General features: G+C 53.1%; 16 protein-coding genes. 14 read left to right on the top strand and 2 right to left on the bottom strand.

Annotated features, from left to right (window positions below; translation table 11 throughout):
• Positions 1-3 precede the first annotated feature (3 nt).
• The 4 genes from mepA to H9644_RS10715 are packed head-to-tail and all read left to right on the top strand — an operon-like array spanning position 4 to position 2497.
• Positions 4-828: a penicillin-insensitive murein endopeptidase gene (gene mepA / locus H9644_RS10730; protein ID WP_064526493.1), complete on the top strand. Its 825-nt coding sequence runs from the start codon at positions 4-6 to the stop codon at positions 826-828.
• A complete protein-coding gene (locus H9644_RS10725) occupies positions 828-1637 on the top strand; it encodes a sulfite exporter TauE/SafE family protein (protein WP_064526496.1) in 810 nt (269 codons plus the stop codon). The genes mepA and H9644_RS10725 overlap by 1 nt, the downstream gene beginning before the upstream one ends.
• Positions 1637-2185: an elongation factor P hydroxylase gene (gene epmC, locus H9644_RS10720; protein ID WP_064526500.1), complete on the top strand. Its 549-nt coding sequence runs from the start codon at positions 1637-1639 to the stop codon at positions 2183-2185. Before H9644_RS10725 ends, epmC begins: the two co-directional genes overlap by 1 nt.
• A 33-nt stretch (positions 2186-2218) precedes the next feature.
• Positions 2219-2497, top strand: a complete 279-nt coding sequence (locus H9644_RS10715; protein ID WP_000559761.1) for a YfcL family protein — start codon at positions 2219-2221, stop codon at positions 2495-2497.
• Between the two features lie 215 nt (positions 2498-2712).
• Here the strand turns inward: H9644_RS10715 and mnmC are convergent, their stop codons facing one another.
• Positions 2713-4719, bottom strand: a complete 2007-nt coding sequence (gene mnmC, locus H9644_RS10710; RefSeq protein WP_191774509.1) for a bifunctional tRNA (5-methylaminomethyl-2-thiouridine)(34)-methyltransferase MnmD/FAD-dependent 5-carboxymethylaminomethyl-2-thiouridine(34) oxidoreductase MnmC — start codon at positions 4717-4719, stop codon at positions 2713-2715.
• A 158-nt stretch (positions 4720-4877) separates the two neighbouring features.
• Here mnmC and fabB point away from each other — a divergent pair, with 158 nt between their 5' ends.
• Both fabB and H9644_RS10700 read left to right on the top strand, forming a co-directional pair.
• Positions 4878-6098 carry a beta-ketoacyl-ACP synthase I gene (fabB, locus tag H9644_RS10705; RefSeq protein ID WP_130236950.1) on the top strand — a complete coding sequence of 407 codons (1221 nt, stop codon included), beginning with the start codon at positions 4878-4880 and terminating at the stop codon, positions 6096-6098.
• Between the two features lie 264 nt (positions 6099-6362).
• Positions 6363-7541, top strand: coding sequence for an MFS transporter (locus tag H9644_RS10700; RefSeq protein ID WP_105288998.1), 1179 nt, complete (start codon positions 6363-6365; stop codon positions 7539-7541).
• Here the strand turns inward: H9644_RS10700 and flk are convergent.
• On the bottom strand, positions 7538-8530 hold the full coding sequence (gene flk, locus H9644_RS10695; RefSeq protein ID WP_064526512.1) for a flagella biosynthesis regulator Flk: 993 nt from the start codon (positions 8528-8530) through the stop codon (positions 7538-7540). The genes H9644_RS10700 and flk overlap by 4 nt on opposite strands.
• Positions 8531-8629: 99 nt before the next feature.
• Here flk and pdxB point away from each other — a divergent pair, with 99 nt between their 5' ends.
• From pdxB to cvpA, 8 genes are all read left to right on the top strand, one after another.
• Positions 8630-9766 (top strand): 4-phosphoerythronate dehydrogenase PdxB, encoded by a 1137-nt coding sequence (gene pdxB / locus H9644_RS10690; RefSeq protein ID WP_064526514.1) that lies wholly within the window; start codon positions 8630-8632, stop codon positions 9764-9766.
• 65 nt (positions 9767-9831) lie between these two features.
• Entirely contained in the window at positions 9832-10845 is a 1014-nt protein-coding gene (locus H9644_RS10685) for an aspartate-semialdehyde dehydrogenase (protein ID WP_064526517.1), read from the top strand.
• Positions 10845-11657 (top strand): tRNA pseudouridine(38-40) synthase TruA, encoded by an 813-nt coding sequence (gene truA / locus H9644_RS10680; protein WP_001283589.1) that lies wholly within the window; start codon positions 10845-10847, stop codon positions 11655-11657. Before H9644_RS10685 ends, truA begins: the two co-directional genes overlap by 1 nt.
• 82 nt (positions 11658-11739) lie before the next feature.
• Positions 11740-12405 (top strand): DedA family protein, encoded by a 666-nt coding sequence (locus H9644_RS10675; protein ID WP_064526520.1) that lies wholly within the window; start codon positions 11740-11742, stop codon positions 12403-12405.
• 148 nt (positions 12406-12553) lie between these two features.
• Positions 12554-13468 (top strand): acetyl-CoA carboxylase, carboxyltransferase subunit beta, encoded by a 915-nt coding sequence (gene accD / locus H9644_RS10670; protein WP_064526523.1) that lies wholly within the window; start codon positions 12554-12556, stop codon positions 13466-13468.
• A 73-nt stretch (positions 13469-13541) separates the two neighbouring features.
• Positions 13542-14810 carry a bifunctional tetrahydrofolate synthase/dihydrofolate synthase gene (gene folC, locus H9644_RS10665; RefSeq protein ID WP_064526525.1) on the top strand — a complete coding sequence of 423 codons (1269 nt, stop codon included), beginning with the start codon at positions 13542-13544 and terminating at the stop codon, positions 14808-14810.
• A complete protein-coding gene (dedD, locus tag H9644_RS10660; protein WP_064526528.1) occupies positions 14800-15462 on the top strand; it encodes a cell division protein DedD in 663 nt (220 codons plus the stop codon). Before folC ends, dedD begins: the two co-directional genes overlap by 11 nt.
• Before the next feature lie 349 nt (positions 15463-15811).
• Positions 15812-16300, top strand: coding sequence for a colicin V production protein (cvpA, locus tag H9644_RS10655; protein ID WP_064526531.1), 489 nt, complete (start codon positions 15812-15814; stop codon positions 16298-16300).
• The last annotated feature ends 12 nt before the right edge of the window (positions 16301-16312 follow it).

The raw sequence follows: 16312 nt of genomic DNA, 5'->3' as shown, positions 1-16312 counted from the left end.
AACATGAACAAAACCGCGATTGCGCTACTGGCCCTGCTTGCCAGTAGCGTCAGCCAGGCAGCGACGCCGTGGCAAAAAATAACCCAACCTGTGCCGGGTAGCGCACAATCGATAGGTAGTTTTTCTAATGGTTGTATCGTCGGCGCTGACACGTTGCCGATACAGTCCGAACATTATCAGGTCATGCGTACCGATCAGCGTCGCTATTTCGGTCACCCGGATCTGGTGATGTTTATTCAGCGTCTGAGTAGCCAGGTGAACAATCTGGGCTTGGGTACGGTGCTGATTGGCGATATGGGAATGCCCGCTGGTGGGCGTTTCAACGGCGGTCACGCCAGCCACCAGACCGGGCTGGATGTCGATATCTTCCTGCAACTGCCAAAAACACGCTGGACCTCCGCGCAGCTCTTGCGCCCGCAGGCATTAGATCTGGTTTCCCGCGACGGTAAACGCGTTGTCCCCACGCTGTGGAAGCCGGAAATTTTCAGCTTGATCAAACTCGCCGCCCAGGACAAAGACGTAACGCGCATTTTTGTTAATCCGGCGATTAAACAACAACTTTGCCTTGATGCGGGTACCGATCGCGACTGGTTACGAAAAGTGCGACCCTGGTTCCAGCATCGCGCACATATGCATGTACGATTACGTTGTCCTGCCGATAGTCTGGAGTGTGAAGATCAACCTTTACCGCCACCGGGCGATGGTTGCGGGGCAGAACTGCAAAGCTGGTTTGAACCTCCAAAACCGGGAACAACAAAGCCTGAGAAGAAGACACCGCCTCCGTTGCCGCCTTCCTGCCAGGCGCTACTGGATGAGCACGTGATCTAATGGAAACGTTTAATAGCCTGTTTATGGTTTCCCCGCTGTTGCTGGGAGTCCTCTTTTTTGTCGCCATGCTGGCGGGATTTATCGACTCGATTGCCGGTGGTGGTGGGTTACTTACCATTCCGGCGTTAATGGCGGCGGGGATGTCTCCAGCTAACGCGCTGGCAACCAATAAACTGCAAGCTTGTGGTGGCTCAATCTCGGCCACTATCTATTTTATTCGCCGCAAAGTCGTCAGTTTAAGCGACCAAAAACTCAATATCGCCATGACCTTTGTTGGCTCAATGAGCGGCGCACTGCTGGTGCAATATGTTCAGGCCGATATATTACGGCAGATATTGCCCATCCTGGTGATTTGCATCGGCCTCTATTTCTTATTGATGCCCAAACTGGGAGAAGAAGATCGCCAGCGCCGGATGTACGGTTTGCCCTTCGCGTTAATTGCCGGTGGCTGCGTCGGTTTTTATGACGGATTCTTTGGTCCGGCAGCAGGATCGTTTTATGCGCTGGCCTTCGTTACGCTGTGCGGATTCAACCTTGCCAAAGCCACTGCCCACGCAAAATTACTCAACGCGACTTCAAACATCGGCGGTTTGCTGCTGTTTATTCTCGGCGGCAAAGTGATCTGGGCAACGGGATTCGTGATGCTGGTGGGGCAGTTCCTCGGCGCACGTATGGGTTCAAGACTGGTGTTGAGCAAAGGACAAAAGCTGATCCGCCCGATGATCGTAATCGTCTCGGCGGTGATGAGTGCCAAATTACTTTATGATAGCCATGGACAGGAGATCCTCCACTGGTTGGGGATGAACTAATGAACACTACACACCACTACGAGCAGTTGATTGAAATTTTTAATAGCTGCTTTGCCGATGAATTTAATACCCGTCTGATTAAAGGCGACGACGAACCGATCTATCTTCCTGCTGATGCGGAAGTACCGTATAACCGAATCGTCTTCGCTCATGGCTTTTATGCCAGCGCCATCCATGAGATTTCGCACTGGTGCATTGCCGGGAAAGCGCGCCGTGAGCTGGTTGACTTCGGCTACTGGTATTGCCCGGACGGACGCGATGCCCAAACGCAAAGCCAGTTTGAAGATGTTGAAGTTAAGCCGCAGGCGCTTGACTGGTTGTTCTGCGTGGCGGCGGGATATCCGTTTAACGTCAGTTGCGACAATCTGGAAGGGGATTTCGAACCGGATCGCGTGGTGTTCCAGCGGCGGGTACATGCGCAGGTGATGGATTATCTGGCAAACGGCATTCCGGAACGTCCGGCACGCTTCATAAACGCATTACAAAATTATTATCACACGCCGGAACTTACGGCGGAACAGTTCCCGTGGCCGGAAGCGCTCAACTAAAGCCAGCGCCACGTTTTACAATGAGGAAAGAAGATGATCGCGGAGTTTGAATCACGCATTCTGGCATTAATCGACGGTATGGTTGACCATGCCAGTGATGATGAGTTGTTTGCCAGTGGGTATTTGCGTGGACACCTGACATTAGCCATCGCAGAACTGGAAAGTGGTGATGACCACTCCGCTCAGGCGGTACACACGACCGTTAGCCAGAGTCTGGAAAAAGCCATTGGCGCGGGTGAATTGTCGCCGCGTGACCAGGCGCTGGTAACCGATATGTGGGAACACCTGTTTCAGCAGGCTTCACAGCAGTAATTTGTTAGCGTCTGGAGCATAATGCCTGATGCGACGCTTACCGCGTCTTATCAGGCCTACAGGTTACACGTAGGTCGGATAAGGCGTTCACGCCGCATCCGACATTGATTGCACCATGCCTGATGCGACGCTTACCGCGTTTTATTAGGCCTACATGTTACACGTAGGTCGGATAAGGCGCTCACGCCGCATCCGACAAATAATGCCAAAGCAGATTACCCGACCTTAACCGCTTTACCTTTCAATAACTTCCGCACCCATAACCGATTCGGGTTTAACGCCGCCAGCGTACTGGCATCCATCGGAATTGGTTCTTCACTCATCTGCGCCGCCAGAATTTCGGCGCATAGCGGGGCAGAGCACAAACCACGCGAACCCAAAGCAGCTAGCATAAAGAGATCGGTATAAACTGGTGCGCTGACCGCGTTTTCTTTTTGTTCTGCCAGCGAGGCATATTCCGCGAGTGTTGCGTCATAATCAGGTACATTGCCTACCATTGGCAGATGATCGCGGGTGGCACAACGTACACCGCAACGAGCGTCTTTATCACTGACATCAACTTCTTTCGCCCACTGCGCTTGCGGGAAACAATCAATCAACCGCTGGCGGTTCTGCTGCTGATCCTCCTCACTGTACGCTGTCTCTTCACTACCGCGATGGTAACTGGCACCAATACAATGGTGCTGATTCGCCGGATTTTGTGGCGTGAGATAACCGTCATAGCACAGCACCTTCTTCAGCGTCGCCAGTTCCGGCGTTGTCGGAATATGGCTGACCTGACCGGCAACCGAATATACCGGCAGAGATGATGTTTGGCTGAAACGGCTGATTTGATGCCCGTTCGCCAGTACCACCACGCTATGCGTCGCTTGCTGATTATTCTTAAAACTCAACAACCAACAGTCATCTTTACGGGATAAATCTTGTAACTGATGTTGATAATGAATCTGCAAACCTTGCTGTTCTGCCAGTTCCAGCACATTACGTGTCAGTTCCGCCGGACACAGCCAGCCACCCTGCGGATAAGTAATGCCGCCGCAATGGGTCGCAACGCCCGTAATTTGTTCAACCTCATTTGCCTCAACGGCAACAGCCAACTCTGCGGGTAAATCCATCGACAGCATCTGTGCGATTTTGTGCTGACTTTTTTCATCCCAGCCTAACTGCGTGACGCCGCACCAGTCATGATCAAATTTAACGGGCAATAAATCATAAATCCGACGAGCAAAAGTAAACGCATTAGAGAAAAAGCGGTTTAGCGATTCATCGTGTTTACTTAAGAGCGGATACAGCGCTCCCTGACGATTGCCGGAAGCACCCAGCGCGGGGGCTTCATCCGCGCAATAAAGCGTTACCTGCCAGCCGCGACGCAATAGCGCCAGTGACAACAACGCGCTGGCAATACCGCCGCCGATAATCGCCGCTTCCCGTTTGCTGCTGCCCGTACGGTTAAACCACGGCGTGGAGCAGGGGAGTGGTAATGCCTGTTCCATCACCCCGCAAAGCATTTCCCGTTTGCGCCCAAAGCCCTTACGCTTTTGCATCGTGAATCCGGCTTCCTGCAAACCACGGCGGACAAAACCGGCAGACGTAAAGGTTGCCAGCGTGCCGCCAGGGCGCGCCAGTCGGGCCATTGCATTAAACAGGTTTTGCGTCCACATATCCGGGTTTTTCGCGGGCGCAAAGCCGTCCAGAAACCAGGCATCCACTTTTTGATTCAGCGAATCGTCCAGTTGGCTGGTCAGTTCGTTAATATCGCCAAACCATAAATCCAGCGTTACGCGGCCTTCATCGAGCAATAACCGATGGCAACCGGGCAGGGGTAAAGGCCACTGTGCCTGAAGCTGTTCCGCCCACGGCGCCAGTTCTGGCCAGTGTTGGTGCGCTAACGCTAAATCAGCACGAGTGAGGGGAAATTTCTCAAAACTAATGAAATGTAAGCGTTGTAACTGCGCCTGCGGATGCGCTTCGCGAAACTGAGCAAATGCCTGCCATAGCGTCAGGAAGTTTAATCCGGTGCCGAAGCCGCTTTCTCCTACCACAAACAAAGGATGTGGATGACAGGGGAAGCGTGCCTCTAATTGGTTACCCCCAAGAAAAACATAACGCGTCTCTTCCAGTCCGTTATCGTTGGAAAAATAGACATCGTCAAAATCTCGGGAAACAGGTGTACCCTCAGCATTAAATTCGAGGTTGGCAGGTTGTATGGAGTAGTGTTTCACGTAAGTTACTCGTCTTACAGGCGGTGACTCGATCTTAGCGATGTGTGCCAGGCTGCGCAAATTTCTCTATTAATTGGCTGATCGGACTTGTTCGGCGTACAAGTGTACGCTATTGTGCATTCGAAACTTACTCTATGTGCGACTTACAGAGGTATTGAATGAAACGTGCAGTGATTACTGGCCTGGGCATTGTTTCCAGCATCGGTAATAACCAGCAGGAAGTCCTGGCATCTCTGCGTGAAGGACGCTCAGGGATCACTTTCTCTCAGGAGCTGAAGGATTCCGGCATGCGTAGCCACGTCTGGGGCAACGTAAAACTGGATACCACTGGCCTCATTGACCGCAAAGTTGTGCGCTTTATGAGCGACGCATCCATCTATGCATTCCTTTCTATGGAGCAGGCAATTGCAGATGCAGGCCTCTCCCCGGAAGCTTACCAGAATAACCCGCGCGTTGGCCTGATTGCAGGTTCCGGCGGCGGCTCCCCGCGTTTTCAGGTGTTCGGCGCTGACGCAATGCGCGGCCCGCGCGGCCTGAAAGCGGTTGGCCCGTATGTGGTCACCAAAGCGATGGCATCTGGCGTTTCTGCCTGCCTCGCCACGCCGTTTAAAATTCACGGTGTTAACTACTCCATCAGCTCCGCATGTGCAACTTCCGCACACTGTATCGGTAACGCAGTAGAGCAGATCCAACTGGGCAAACAAGATATCGTGTTTGCTGGCGGCGGCGAAGAGCTGTGCTGGGAAATGGCCTGCGAATTCGACGCAATGGGCGCGCTGTCTACTAAATACAACGACACCCCGGAAAAAGCCTCCCGTACTTATGACGCTAACCGTGACGGTTTCGTTATCGCTGGTGGCGGCGGTATGGTTGTGGTCGAAGAACTGGAACACGCGTTGGCACGTGGTGCGCATATCTACGCTGAAATCGTTGGCTACGGCGCAACGTCTGATGGCGCCGACATGGTTGCTCCGTCTGGCGAAGGTGCAGTTCGCTGCATGAAGATGGCGATGCACGGTGTTGATACCCCAATTGACTACCTGAACTCTCACGGTACTTCGACTCCGGTTGGCGACGTGAAAGAGCTGGCGGCTATTCGTGAAGTGTTCGGCGATAAGAGCCCGGCGATTTCTGCAACCAAAGCAATGACCGGTCACTCACTGGGCGCTGCTGGTGTACAGGAAGCTATCTACTCTCTGCTGATGCTGGAACACGGCTTTATCGCCCCGAGCATCAACATTGAAGAGCTGGACGAGCAGGCTGCGGGTCTGAACATCGTGACCGAAACGACCGATCGCGAACTGACCACCGTTATGTCTAACAGCTTCGGTTTTGGCGGCACCAACGCCACGCTGGTAATGCGTAAACTGAAAGATTAATTTGGAGTAGGTCGGATAAGACGCGCCAGCGTCGCATCCGACGATACGCACCAATACCGCATCCGGCACTAACGTAAAAGGGAACCTGATGGTTCCCTTTTCACATCATTGACAATCGCCGTCTGTTCCAGGCAAACTTCCCGTTTTGTCGATATCCTGCTAGAAAGACGTACGCGTTAAATCCTGCCAACGCACCGTAACCCTGAAAACCAGAGAGATGAGACGGGGAGACACCTCGCCTTGCGCTGCATTCTGGAGTAATGCATGACTGCTGTAAGCCAAACAGAAACACGATCTTCTGCCAATTTTTCGCTCTTCCGCATCGCTTTTGCGGTTTTTCTAACCTACATGACCGTAGGGCTGCCGTTGCCGGTTATCCCGCTGTTTGTTCATCATGAACTGGGCTATGGCAATACCATGGTCGGGATTGCCGTCGGTATTCAGTTTCTGGCTACAGTGCTGACGCGTGGCTACGCCGGGCGGCTGGCCGATCAATATGGCGCAAAACGTTCAGCTCTCCAGGGCATGTTCGCCTGTGGTCTGGCTGGCGGCGCGCTGATGCTGGCGGCGCTATTGCCTGTCTCCGCACCGATTAAATTTGCCCTGCTGGTCGTCGGGCGTTTGATTCTTGGTTTTGGCGAAAGTCAGTTGCTTACGGGGGCTTTGACCTGGGGATTGGGCATTGTCGGGCCGAAACACTCCGGCAAAGTGATGTCGTGGAACGGGATGGCGATTTATGGCGCACTGGCGGTGGGCGCACCGCTTGGCTTGTTGATTCATAGCCATTACGGTTTTGCCGCACTGGCGCTTACCACAATGGCATTGCCTTTACTGGCGTGGGCTTGTAACGGCACAGTACGCAAAGTACCGGCAATGGCGGGAGAACGTCCGTCGCTGTGGAGCGTTGTCGGGCTTATCTGGAAACCGGGTCTTGGTCTGGCGCTTCAGGGCGTTGGCTTTGCGGTTATCGGGACCTTTGTTTCGCTCTACTTTGCCAGCAAAGGATGGGCGATGGCTGGTTTTACGCTCACCGCATTTGGCGGCGCATTTGTCGTGATGCGCGTGATGTTTGGCTGGATGCCAGACCGTTTTGGCGGCGTGAAAGTGGCGCTTGTCTCTTTGCTGGTCGAAACGGTCGGTTTGTTGCTGCTCTGGCAAGCGCCTGGCGCGTGGGTGGCATTAGCCGGTGCGGCACTAACCGGGGCAGGGTGTTCACTTATCTTCCCGGCGCTCGGTGTGGAAGTCGTTAAGCGCGTTCCGTCTCAGGTTCGCGGTACTGCGCTCGGCGGTTATGCGGCGTTTCAGGATATCGCCCTCGGTGTTTCCGGGCCGCTGGCTGGTGTCCTGGCGACCACATTTGGCTATTCGTCGGTATTCCTTGCCGGGGCGATATCGGCGGTGCTGGGGATTGTCGTGACGATACTGTCATTTCGTCGTGGTTAACTCAATAACCAGATTAATATCACTATGATGGCGGTCAACAATATCCACAGGCTGGGGCGCATTGCCAATTCTTGCATCGTGTTAATGAATGGCGTAAAGGGATTGAGCAACGGTTGAATATCTCGCGGTTCAGTCCCATTCACCCGCCGCTGATAAAGCTGGTTGAGGATATCCTCGGCCTGTGCGGAAGTCAGGGCTGATTGCGCAGAAAGGCCATATTTTTGCTCAACATAGGTCGATAATACCGTCAGTTCGCCGGCATCCAGTGGCTGTTTTAGCGCCATCTGAAGTGATTCCAGCGTCGGTGTATTTTGCTGACTTAACACCTGACGTGCCTGCAACCAGGTAACCAGGTGGGTAAACATTTTTGCCGGGATCAACTCACCATTTTTTACCCCAGAAAGTTCCAGCATTGATTGCCAAATCTGTTTGCTGGGTTCTCCCGTTGCCGCCGCGAGTTTAGTGACCAGTTGCTTGAGTGTATTGTGTTCTGCCGGTAACAAAGGACGGTCGGTCGCCGGGCGCTGTTGCGGCTGCGGGATAACCATCTTCCCTTCCTTTAACAGAGTCAGGACGGTTTTTAATTGCTCCGGTGAGAGTTGATTCAGCGGCGTCTGACCAAAGTTATGGCGGATGTAATCTGTAACCGCCTGACGATTATTCCCCAACCGTAAATACTCGCTCAATTGAGCCAAAAGCTGGCGGACAGAATGGCTTTCTTGCGCGGCCAGTAAACGTTGTGCAAGGTTATGTTCTGCGGCGGGGAAGTTGCGTGAAAGTAACGGTGAATCACCCGGCAGACCGATATCGTGCTTTATACTGGCCCACAATTCCGCGCTCTGTTGTTGCGTCAGAGAAGTCACTTTGGTCATCAAACTTTCCAGCACTGTACGTTGCAAGCTGGATAAAGGCTGATTGCCTGCGCCAGACGACAGTTTATCCCCCTGACTCGGTGGTTGCCCGGGAGGGGCGGAAATAGGTTGTATCATTACGTATCCTTCTACCTGAAATCATCGCAAGTATGCCTGGCCGCGAGATTATGGCACACTTGTTCGGTTAACTCTCGTTCTCATACAGGTACCACAAACGTGAAAATCCTTGTTGATGAAAATATGCCTTATGCCCGCGAATTATTTAGTCGCCTGGGGGAGGTGAAAGCGGTTCCGGGGCGTCCAATTCCAGTTGCTGAACTGGATGATGCAGATGCTTTGATGGTGCGTTCGGTCACGAAAGTGAATGAATCTTTGCTGGCAGGAAAACCAGTAAAATTTATTGGCACCGCGACTGCAGGGACGGACCATGTCGATGAAACGTGGTTAAAGCAGGCGGGAATTGGTTTTTCTGCTGCACCTGGCTGCAATGCGATTGCGGTAGTGGAATATGTTTTCTCGTCACTGCTGATGCTTGCCGAACGCGATGGATTTTCACTGCACGAGCGTACCGTGGGGATCGTGGGCGTCGGCAACGTAGGGCGACGGTTACAGGCGCGGCTGGAAGCGTGGGGGATCAAAACATTACTTTGCGATCCACCACGCGCCGATCGTGGGGATGAAGGCGATTTCCGCCCTCTTGATGAACTAGTCGCGCAAGCAGACATTCTGACTTTCCATACGCCACTGTTTAAAGACGGTCCGTACAAAACGCGGCATCTGGCGGATGAGAAACTGATTCGCAGCCTGAAGCCGGGGGCGATTCTGATTAACGCCTGCCGTGGCGCAGTCGTTGATAATACCGCACTACTGACCTGTCTGAATGAAGGCCAGAAGTTAAGCGTGGTGCTGGATGTCTGGGAGGGCGAGCCAGAGCTCAACGTCGAACTACTGCAAAAAGTGGATATCGGCACGCCGCATATCGCGGGCTATACCCTCGAAGGTAAAGCGCGTGGCACGACGCAAGTGTTTGAAGCCTATAGCAAGTTTATTGGGCATGAACAACACGTTGCGCTGGATACGTTACTGCCCGCGCCAGAGTTCGGTCGCATTACGCTGCATGGTCCACTCGATCAACCGACGCTGAAAAGACTGGTGCATTTGGTGTATGATGTGCGCCGCGATGACGCACCGCTGCGTAAAGTCGCCGGAATTCCGGGTGAGTTCGATAAACTGCGCAAAAATTACCTTGAGCGCCGCGAATGGTCGTCTCTGTATGTGATTTGTGATGACGCCAGTGTGGCATCATTACTGTGTAAACTGGGTTTTAACGCCGTTCATCATCCGGCTCGTTAATCTCTTCTTCATGCTCTCTGCTGTAACATAGGCAGGGAGCTTTGCATTTTCTGGAGTAAACCACCATGTCTGAAGGCTGGAACATTGCCGTCCTGGGCGCAACTGGCGCTGTGGGCGAAGCCCTGCTTGAAACGCTGGCTGAACGTCAGTTCCCGGTTGGGGAAATTTATGCACTGGCACGTAACGAAAGCGCAGGCGAGCATCTGCGTTTTGGTGGTAAGACAATCACCGTGCAGGATGCCGCCGAATTTGACTGGACGCAGGCGCAACTGGCGTTTTTCGTCGCAGGCAAAGAAGCGACCGCTGCCTGGGTTGAAGAAGCAACCAACTCAGGCTGCCTGGTTATCGACAGCAGCGGATTGTTCGCTCTCGAACCAGACGTACCGCTGGTGGTGCCGGAAGTAAACCCGTTTGTACTGGCTGATTACCGTAATCGTAATGTCATCGCCGTACCGGACAGCCTGACCAGCCAGCTGTTGGCTTCTCTGAAACCGTTAATCGATCAGGGCGGGTTGTCGCGTATTAGCGTTACCAGCCTGATTTCAGCCTCCGCACAGGGCAAAAAAGCGGTCGATGCGTTAGCGGGGCAGAGTGCGAAATTGCTCAACGGCATTCCGATTGACGAAGAAGATTTCTTCGGGCGTCAGCTCGCGTTCAACATGCTGCCGTTACTGCCGGACAGGGAAGGTTCTGTACGTGAAGAACGCCGTATCGTCGATGAAGTGCGCAAAATCATGCAGGACGAAGGGCTGATGATTTCGGCAAGCGTCGTCCAGGCACCGGTATTTTATGGCCATGCTCAGATGGTCAACTTTGAAGCACTGCGTCCGCTGGCGGCGGAAGAGGCGCGTGATGCGTTTGCTCAAAGCGAAGATATTGAGCTTTCTGAAGAGAATGAATTTCCAACGCAGGTGGGCGATGCTTCCGGGTCGCCGCATCTTTCTGTGGGCTGCGTGCGCAATGATTACGGTATGCCGGAGCAAATCCAGTTCTGGTCGGTGGCCGATAACGTCCGTTTTGGTGGCGCACTGATGGCAGTGAAAATCGCCGAGAAACTGGTGCAGGAGTACCTGTACTAATGTCCGACCAGCAACAACCGCCAGTTTATAAAATTGCGCTGGGCATTGAGTACGACGGCAGTAAGTATTACGGCTGGCAACGACAGAACGAAGTTCGCAGCGTGCAGGAGAAGCTGGAAAAGGCGCTCTCCCAGGTGGCGAACGAACCAATTACCGTCTTCTGCGCCGGGCGTACTGACGCAGGCGTACATGGCACCGGGCAGGTAGTGCATTTCGAAACCACCGCGCAGCGCAAAGACGCTGCGTGGACATTAGGCGTAAATGCGAATTTGCCTGGTGACATCGCTGTGCGTTGGGTTAAAGCTGTACCTGATGATTTTCATGCCCGATTTAGCGCCACGGCTCGCCGTTATCGCTACATCATCTACAATCATCGGTTGCGTCCGGCGGTGCTGAGTAAAGGTGTGACCCACTTTTACGAACCGCTGGATGCCGAACGGATGCATCGTGCTGCGCAATGCTTGTTGGGCGAGAATGATTTCACCTCATTTCGCGCTGTGCAGTGCCAGTCCCGAACGCCGTGGCGCAACGTTATGCATATTAACGTCACGCGACATGGTCCTTATGTGGTGGTGGATATCAAAGCGAATGCCTTTGTACATCATATGGTGAGGAATATTGTCGGTAGCCTGATGGAAGTAGGCGCCCACAACCAGCCAGAGAGTTGGATAGCAGAGTTGTTAGCGGCAAAGGACAGAACGCTGGCGGCAGCAACGGCGAAAGCGGAAGGGCTATATCTGGTTGCGGTAGATTACCCTGACCGATTTGATCTTCCAAAACCGCCAATGGGCCCGCTATTTCTGGCGGACTAATGAGAATAATGCTCTAAAAATTTCAGGCTGAAGCCAACGTAGCTACAGCCTGAGAAATGAAGAGTACAAGGCGTAGGCAATTATGGACCTGATTTATTTCCTCATCGATTTTATTTTGCACATTGATGTGCATCTGGCGGAGCTGGTCGCGGAGTATGGCGTCTGGGTTTATGCCATTCTGTTTTTGATTCTGTTTTGTGAAACCGGGCTTGTGGTAACACCATTTTTACCAGGTGACTCCCTGCTGTTTGTCGCTGGCGCGTTGGCATCTCTGGAGACTAACGATCTCAACGTCCATATGATGGTAGTACTGATGTTGATTGCTGCAATTGTGGGTGATGCGGTCAACTACACTATTGGGCGACTGTTCGGTGAGAAGTTATTCAGTAACCCCAATTCGAAAATTTTCCGTCGTAGTTATCTCGACAAAACGCACCAGTTTTATGAGAAACATGGCGGCAAAACCATTATTCTCGCTCGTTTTGTGCCTATCGTCAGAACGTTCGCCCCGTTTGTTGCGGGTATGGGCCACATGTCGTACCGTCACTTCGCCGCTTATAACGTGATCGGCGCACTGTTATGGGTACTGCTTTTTACCTATGCAGGTTATTTCTTCGGTACAATCCCGATGGTTCAGGATAACCTTAAGCTGCTGATCGTCGGTATTATTGTGGTTTCCATTTTGCCGGGCGTCATCGAAATTATCCGTCACAAACGCGCTGCGGCACGCGCCGCAAATAAAAAGTAACTCCGCGGTTCGACCACTTTTTTATCCAAAGTTTCGGGCTGTTATGTTTTAATGTGCAACATTCATGGTCTGTTGGGGGCAAAAATGGCATTATGCGTCCCCAAAGATAAAACTGGCATCGAACCAGGTTCAGACAGAAAGGTCCCTAATGAGCTGGATTGAACGAATTAAAAGCAACATTACTCCCACCCGCAAGGCGAGCATTCCTGAAGGTGTGTGGACTAAGTGTGATAGCTGCGGTCAGGTTTTATACCGCGCTGAACTGGAACGTAATCTTGAGGTCTGTCCGAAGTGTGACCATCACATGCGTATGTCGGCGCGTAATCGCCTGCATAGCTTGTTAGATGAAGGCAGCCTTGTGGAGCTGGGTAGCGAGCTTGAGCCGAAAGATGTGCTGAAGTTCCGTGACTCCAAGAAGTATAAAGACCGTCTGGCCTCTGCGCAGAAAGAAACCGGCGAAAAAGACGCGCTGGTGGTGATGAAAGGCACCCTGTACGGTATGCCGGTTGTCGCTGCAGCATTCGAATTTGCCTTTATGGGCGGATCAATGGGCTCAGTGGTTGGCGCTCGTTTCGTGCGTGCCGTTGAGCAGGCGCTGGAAGATAACTGCCCGCTGATCTGCTTCTCCGCCTCTGGTGGCGCACGTATGCAGGAAGCGCTGATGTCGCTGATGCAGATGGCAAAAACCTCTGCGGCACTGGCGAAAATGCAGGAGCGCGGGTTACCGTACATTTCCGTGCTGACCGACCCGACCATGGGCGGTGTTTCTGCAAGCTTCGCGATGCTGGGCGATCTCAATATTGCTGAACCAAAAGCGTTAATCGGCTTTGCCGGTCCGCGCGTTATCGAACAGACCGTTCGCGAAAAACTGCCGCCAGGATTCCAGCGCAGTGAATTCCTGATCGAGAAAGGCGCCATTGATATGATCGTCCGTCGTCCGGAAATGCGCCTGAAACTGGCTAGCATTCTGGCGAAGCTGATGAATCTGCCTGCGCCTAATCCTGATGCGCCGCGTGAAGGCGAAGTGGTGCCACCGGTGCCGGATCAGGAACCAGAGGCCTGATAACTGATAAGGGCAGGGCCACTGGCTCTGCCCTTTTGCTATTTATTCTCCCCGTAAAGAATCAGCGGATACCATGATTATCAAACGCACTCCTCAAGCCGCGTCGCCTCTGGCTTCGTGGCTTTCTTATCTGGAAAACCTGCACAGTAAAACTATCGATCTCGGCCTTGAGCGCGTCAGCCAGGTTGCGGCGCATCTTGGCGTCCTTAAACCTGCACCGTTTGTGTTTACCGTTGCGGGAACTAATGGCAAAGGCACGACCTGCCGTACGCTGGAGTCGATTCTGATGGCGGCAGGGTACAAGGTGGGTGTGTACAGTTCGCCGCATCTGGTGCGTTATACCGAGCGCGTTCGTATACAGGGCAAAGAGCTGGCAGAGTCGGCCCATACAGCCTCTTTTGCCGAGATTGAGGCCGAGCGCGGCGATATTTCTCTGACTTATTTTGAATACGGTACGTTGTCGGCATTATGGTTGTTCAAACAGGCGCAACTCGATGTGGTGATTCTGGAAGTAGGTCTGGGCGGTCGTCTGGATGCTACTAACATTGTCGATGCTGATGTTGCCGTGGTGACCAGTATCGCGCTGGATCATACCGACTGGCTGGGGCCAGATCGTGAAAGCATTGGTCGTGAAAAAGCGGGGATCTTCCGCAACGAAAAACCGGCAATCGTCGGTGAGCCAGAAATGCCTTACACCATTGCCGATGTAGCACAGGAGAAAGGCGCACTGTTGCAACGTTGTGGCGTTGAGTGGAATTATTCCGTCACTGACCATGACTGGTCATTTACCGATGCTCACGGCACGCTGACGGGGTTACCGTTGCCACTTGTCCCGCAACCGAATGCCGCAACAGCACTGGCGGCACTGCGAGCCAGCGGTCTGGAAGTCAGTGAAAAGGCAATTCGTGACGGTATTGCCAGCGCAATTTTGCCTGGACGTTTCCAGATTGTGAGCGAGTCCCCACGCGTCATTTTTGATGTTGCCCATAATCCTCATGCGGCGGAATATCTTACCGGACGCATGAAAGCGTTACCGAAAAACGGGCGCGTGCTGGCGGTTATCGGTATGCTACATGATAAAGATATTGCCGGAACGCTGGCCTGGTTGAAAAGCGTGGTTGATGACTGGTATTGTGCGCCACTGGAAGGGCCGCGCGGTGCCACGGCAGCACAACTGCTTGAGCATCTGGGGAACGGCAAACCATTCGATAGTGTTGCGCAGGCATGGGATGCCGCAATGGCGGACGCTAAACCGGAAGATACCGTGCTGGTGTGTGGTTCGTTCCATACGGTCGCACATGTCATGGAAGTGATTGACGCGAGGAGAAGCGGTGGCGAGTAAGTTTCAGAATCGGTTAGTTGGCACTATTGTGCTGGTAGCTCTGGGAGTTATTGTGCTTCCAGGGTTGCTTGATGGGCAGAAAAAACATTATCAGGATGAGTTTGCAGCGATCCCGCTGGTGCCGAAAGCGGGCGATCGTGACGAGCCTGATATGATGCCAGCCGCCACTCAGGCGTTGCCGACACAGCCGCCAGAAGGCGCGGCAGAAGAGGTGCGGGCAGGTGATGCCGCAGCGCCTTCGCTCGACCCGGCAACCATTGCGGCCAATAATACCGTGTTTGAACCGGAGCCTGTACCGGTCGCTCCACCGAAACCGAAACCGGTGGATCCGCCTAAGCCGAAGGTTGAAGTGCCGCCCCCGCCGAAGCCAGAAGCGAAGCCGGTTGTTGAAGAAAAAGCAGCGCCGACGGGTAAAGCATACGTTGTGCAACTGGGCGCGCTGAAAAATGCCGATAAAGTGAATGAGATTGTCGGTAAGCTGCGTGGCGCGGGATATCGGGTTTATACTTCGCCGTCGACGCCAGTGCAGGGTAAAATCACCCGTATTCTCGTGGGACCAGATGCCTCGAAAGATAAGCTGAAAGGATCGCTTGGCGAACTGAAGCAGATCTCTGGTTTGAGCGGCGTGGTTATGGGCTACACGCCAAATTAATACGGTTTTGCCTGATGCGACGCTGGCGCGTCTTATCAGACCTGGGCAGGGGTAGACCCGTAGGTCGGATAAGGTGTTCACGCCGCATCCGACAGCCGTTGCCTGATGCGACACTAACGCGTCTTATCAGGCTTGTGCAGGAGCAAAACCGTAGGTCGGATAAGGCGTTCACGCGGCATCCGACAATGATTGCCCGATGCCGCAAAGACATAAAAAGTCGATGGCGTTGAATGTTTTTTCAGCGCCATTTTTATTGATGCGCGGGAAGGAAATCCCTACGCAAACGTTTTCTTTTTCTGTTAGAATGCGCCCCGAACAGGATGACAGGGCGTAAAATCGTGGGACACATATGGTCTGGATTGATTACGCCATAATCGCGGTGATTGCTTTTTCTTCTCTGGTTAGCCTGATCCGCGGCTTTGTTCGTGAAACGTTATCACTGGTGACATGGGGTTGTGCTTTCTTTGTCGCCAGTCATTACTACACTTACCTGTCAGCCTGGTTTACGGGCTTTGAAGACGAACTGGTTCGAAATGGGATTGCCATCGCGGTACTGTTTATCGCAACCCTGATCGTTGGCGCAATCGTCAACTTCGTGATAGGTCAGTTGGTTGAGAAAACCCATCTGACAGGCACCGATCGGGTGCTGGGCGTCTGTTTCGGTGCGTTGCGCGGTGTGTTGATTGTTGCCGCCATACTCTTCTTTCTCGACTCCTTTACCGGAGTGTCGAAAAGCGAAGACTGGAGCAAATCACAGCTGATCCCGCAGTTCAGTTTTATCATCAGATGGTTTTTTGATTATCTGCAAAGCTCGTCAAGTTTCTTGCCCAGGGCGTAAGTGCTCTGAGAT

The organism is Escherichia whittamii (assembly GCF_014836715.1).
GTDB lineage: Bacteria > Pseudomonadota > Gammaproteobacteria > Enterobacterales > Enterobacteriaceae > Escherichia > Escherichia whittamii.
The sequence above is the reverse complement of the archived record's forward strand: the minus strand, read 5'-3'. Positions and strand labels throughout refer to the sequence as shown.

Excerpts from the sequence above, each read along its gene's own strand:
- mepA (WP_064526493.1), top strand. The coding sequence starts at position 4 with ATGAACAAAACCGCGATTGCGCTACTGGCCCTGCTTGCCAGTAGCGTC.
- H9644_RS10725 (WP_064526496.1), top strand. The coding sequence starts at position 828 with ATGGAAACGTTTAATAGCCTGTTTATGGTTTCCCCGCTGTTGCTGGGA.
- epmC (WP_064526500.1), top strand. The coding sequence starts at position 1,637 with ATGAACACTACACACCACTACGAGCAGTTGATTGAAATTTTTAATAGC.
- H9644_RS10715 (WP_000559761.1), top strand. The coding sequence starts at position 2,219 with ATGATCGCGGAGTTTGAATCACGCATTCTGGCATTAATCGACGGTATG.
- fabB (WP_130236950.1), top strand. The coding sequence starts at position 4,878 with ATGAAACGTGCAGTGATTACTGGCCTGGGCATTGTTTCCAGCATCGGT.
- H9644_RS10700 (WP_105288998.1), top strand. The coding sequence starts at position 6,363 with ATGACTGCTGTAAGCCAAACAGAAACACGATCTTCTGCCAATTTTTCG.
- flk (WP_064526512.1), bottom strand. The coding sequence starts at position 8,530 with ATGATACAACCTATTTCCGCCCCTCCCGGGCAACCACCGAGTCAGGGG.
- H9644_RS10685 (WP_064526517.1), top strand. The coding sequence starts at position 9,832 with ATGTCTGAAGGCTGGAACATTGCCGTCCTGGGCGCAACTGGCGCTGTG.
- truA (WP_001283589.1), top strand. The coding sequence starts at position 10,845 with ATGTCCGACCAGCAACAACCGCCAGTTTATAAAATTGCGCTGGGCATT.
- H9644_RS10675 (WP_064526520.1), top strand. The coding sequence starts at position 11,740 with ATGGACCTGATTTATTTCCTCATCGATTTTATTTTGCACATTGATGTG.
- accD (WP_064526523.1), top strand. The coding sequence starts at position 12,554 with ATGAGCTGGATTGAACGAATTAAAAGCAACATTACTCCCACCCGCAAG.
- folC (WP_064526525.1), top strand. The coding sequence starts at position 13,542 with ATGATTATCAAACGCACTCCTCAAGCCGCGTCGCCTCTGGCTTCGTGG.
- cvpA (WP_064526531.1), top strand. The coding sequence starts at position 15,812 with ATGGTCTGGATTGATTACGCCATAATCGCGGTGATTGCTTTTTCTTCT.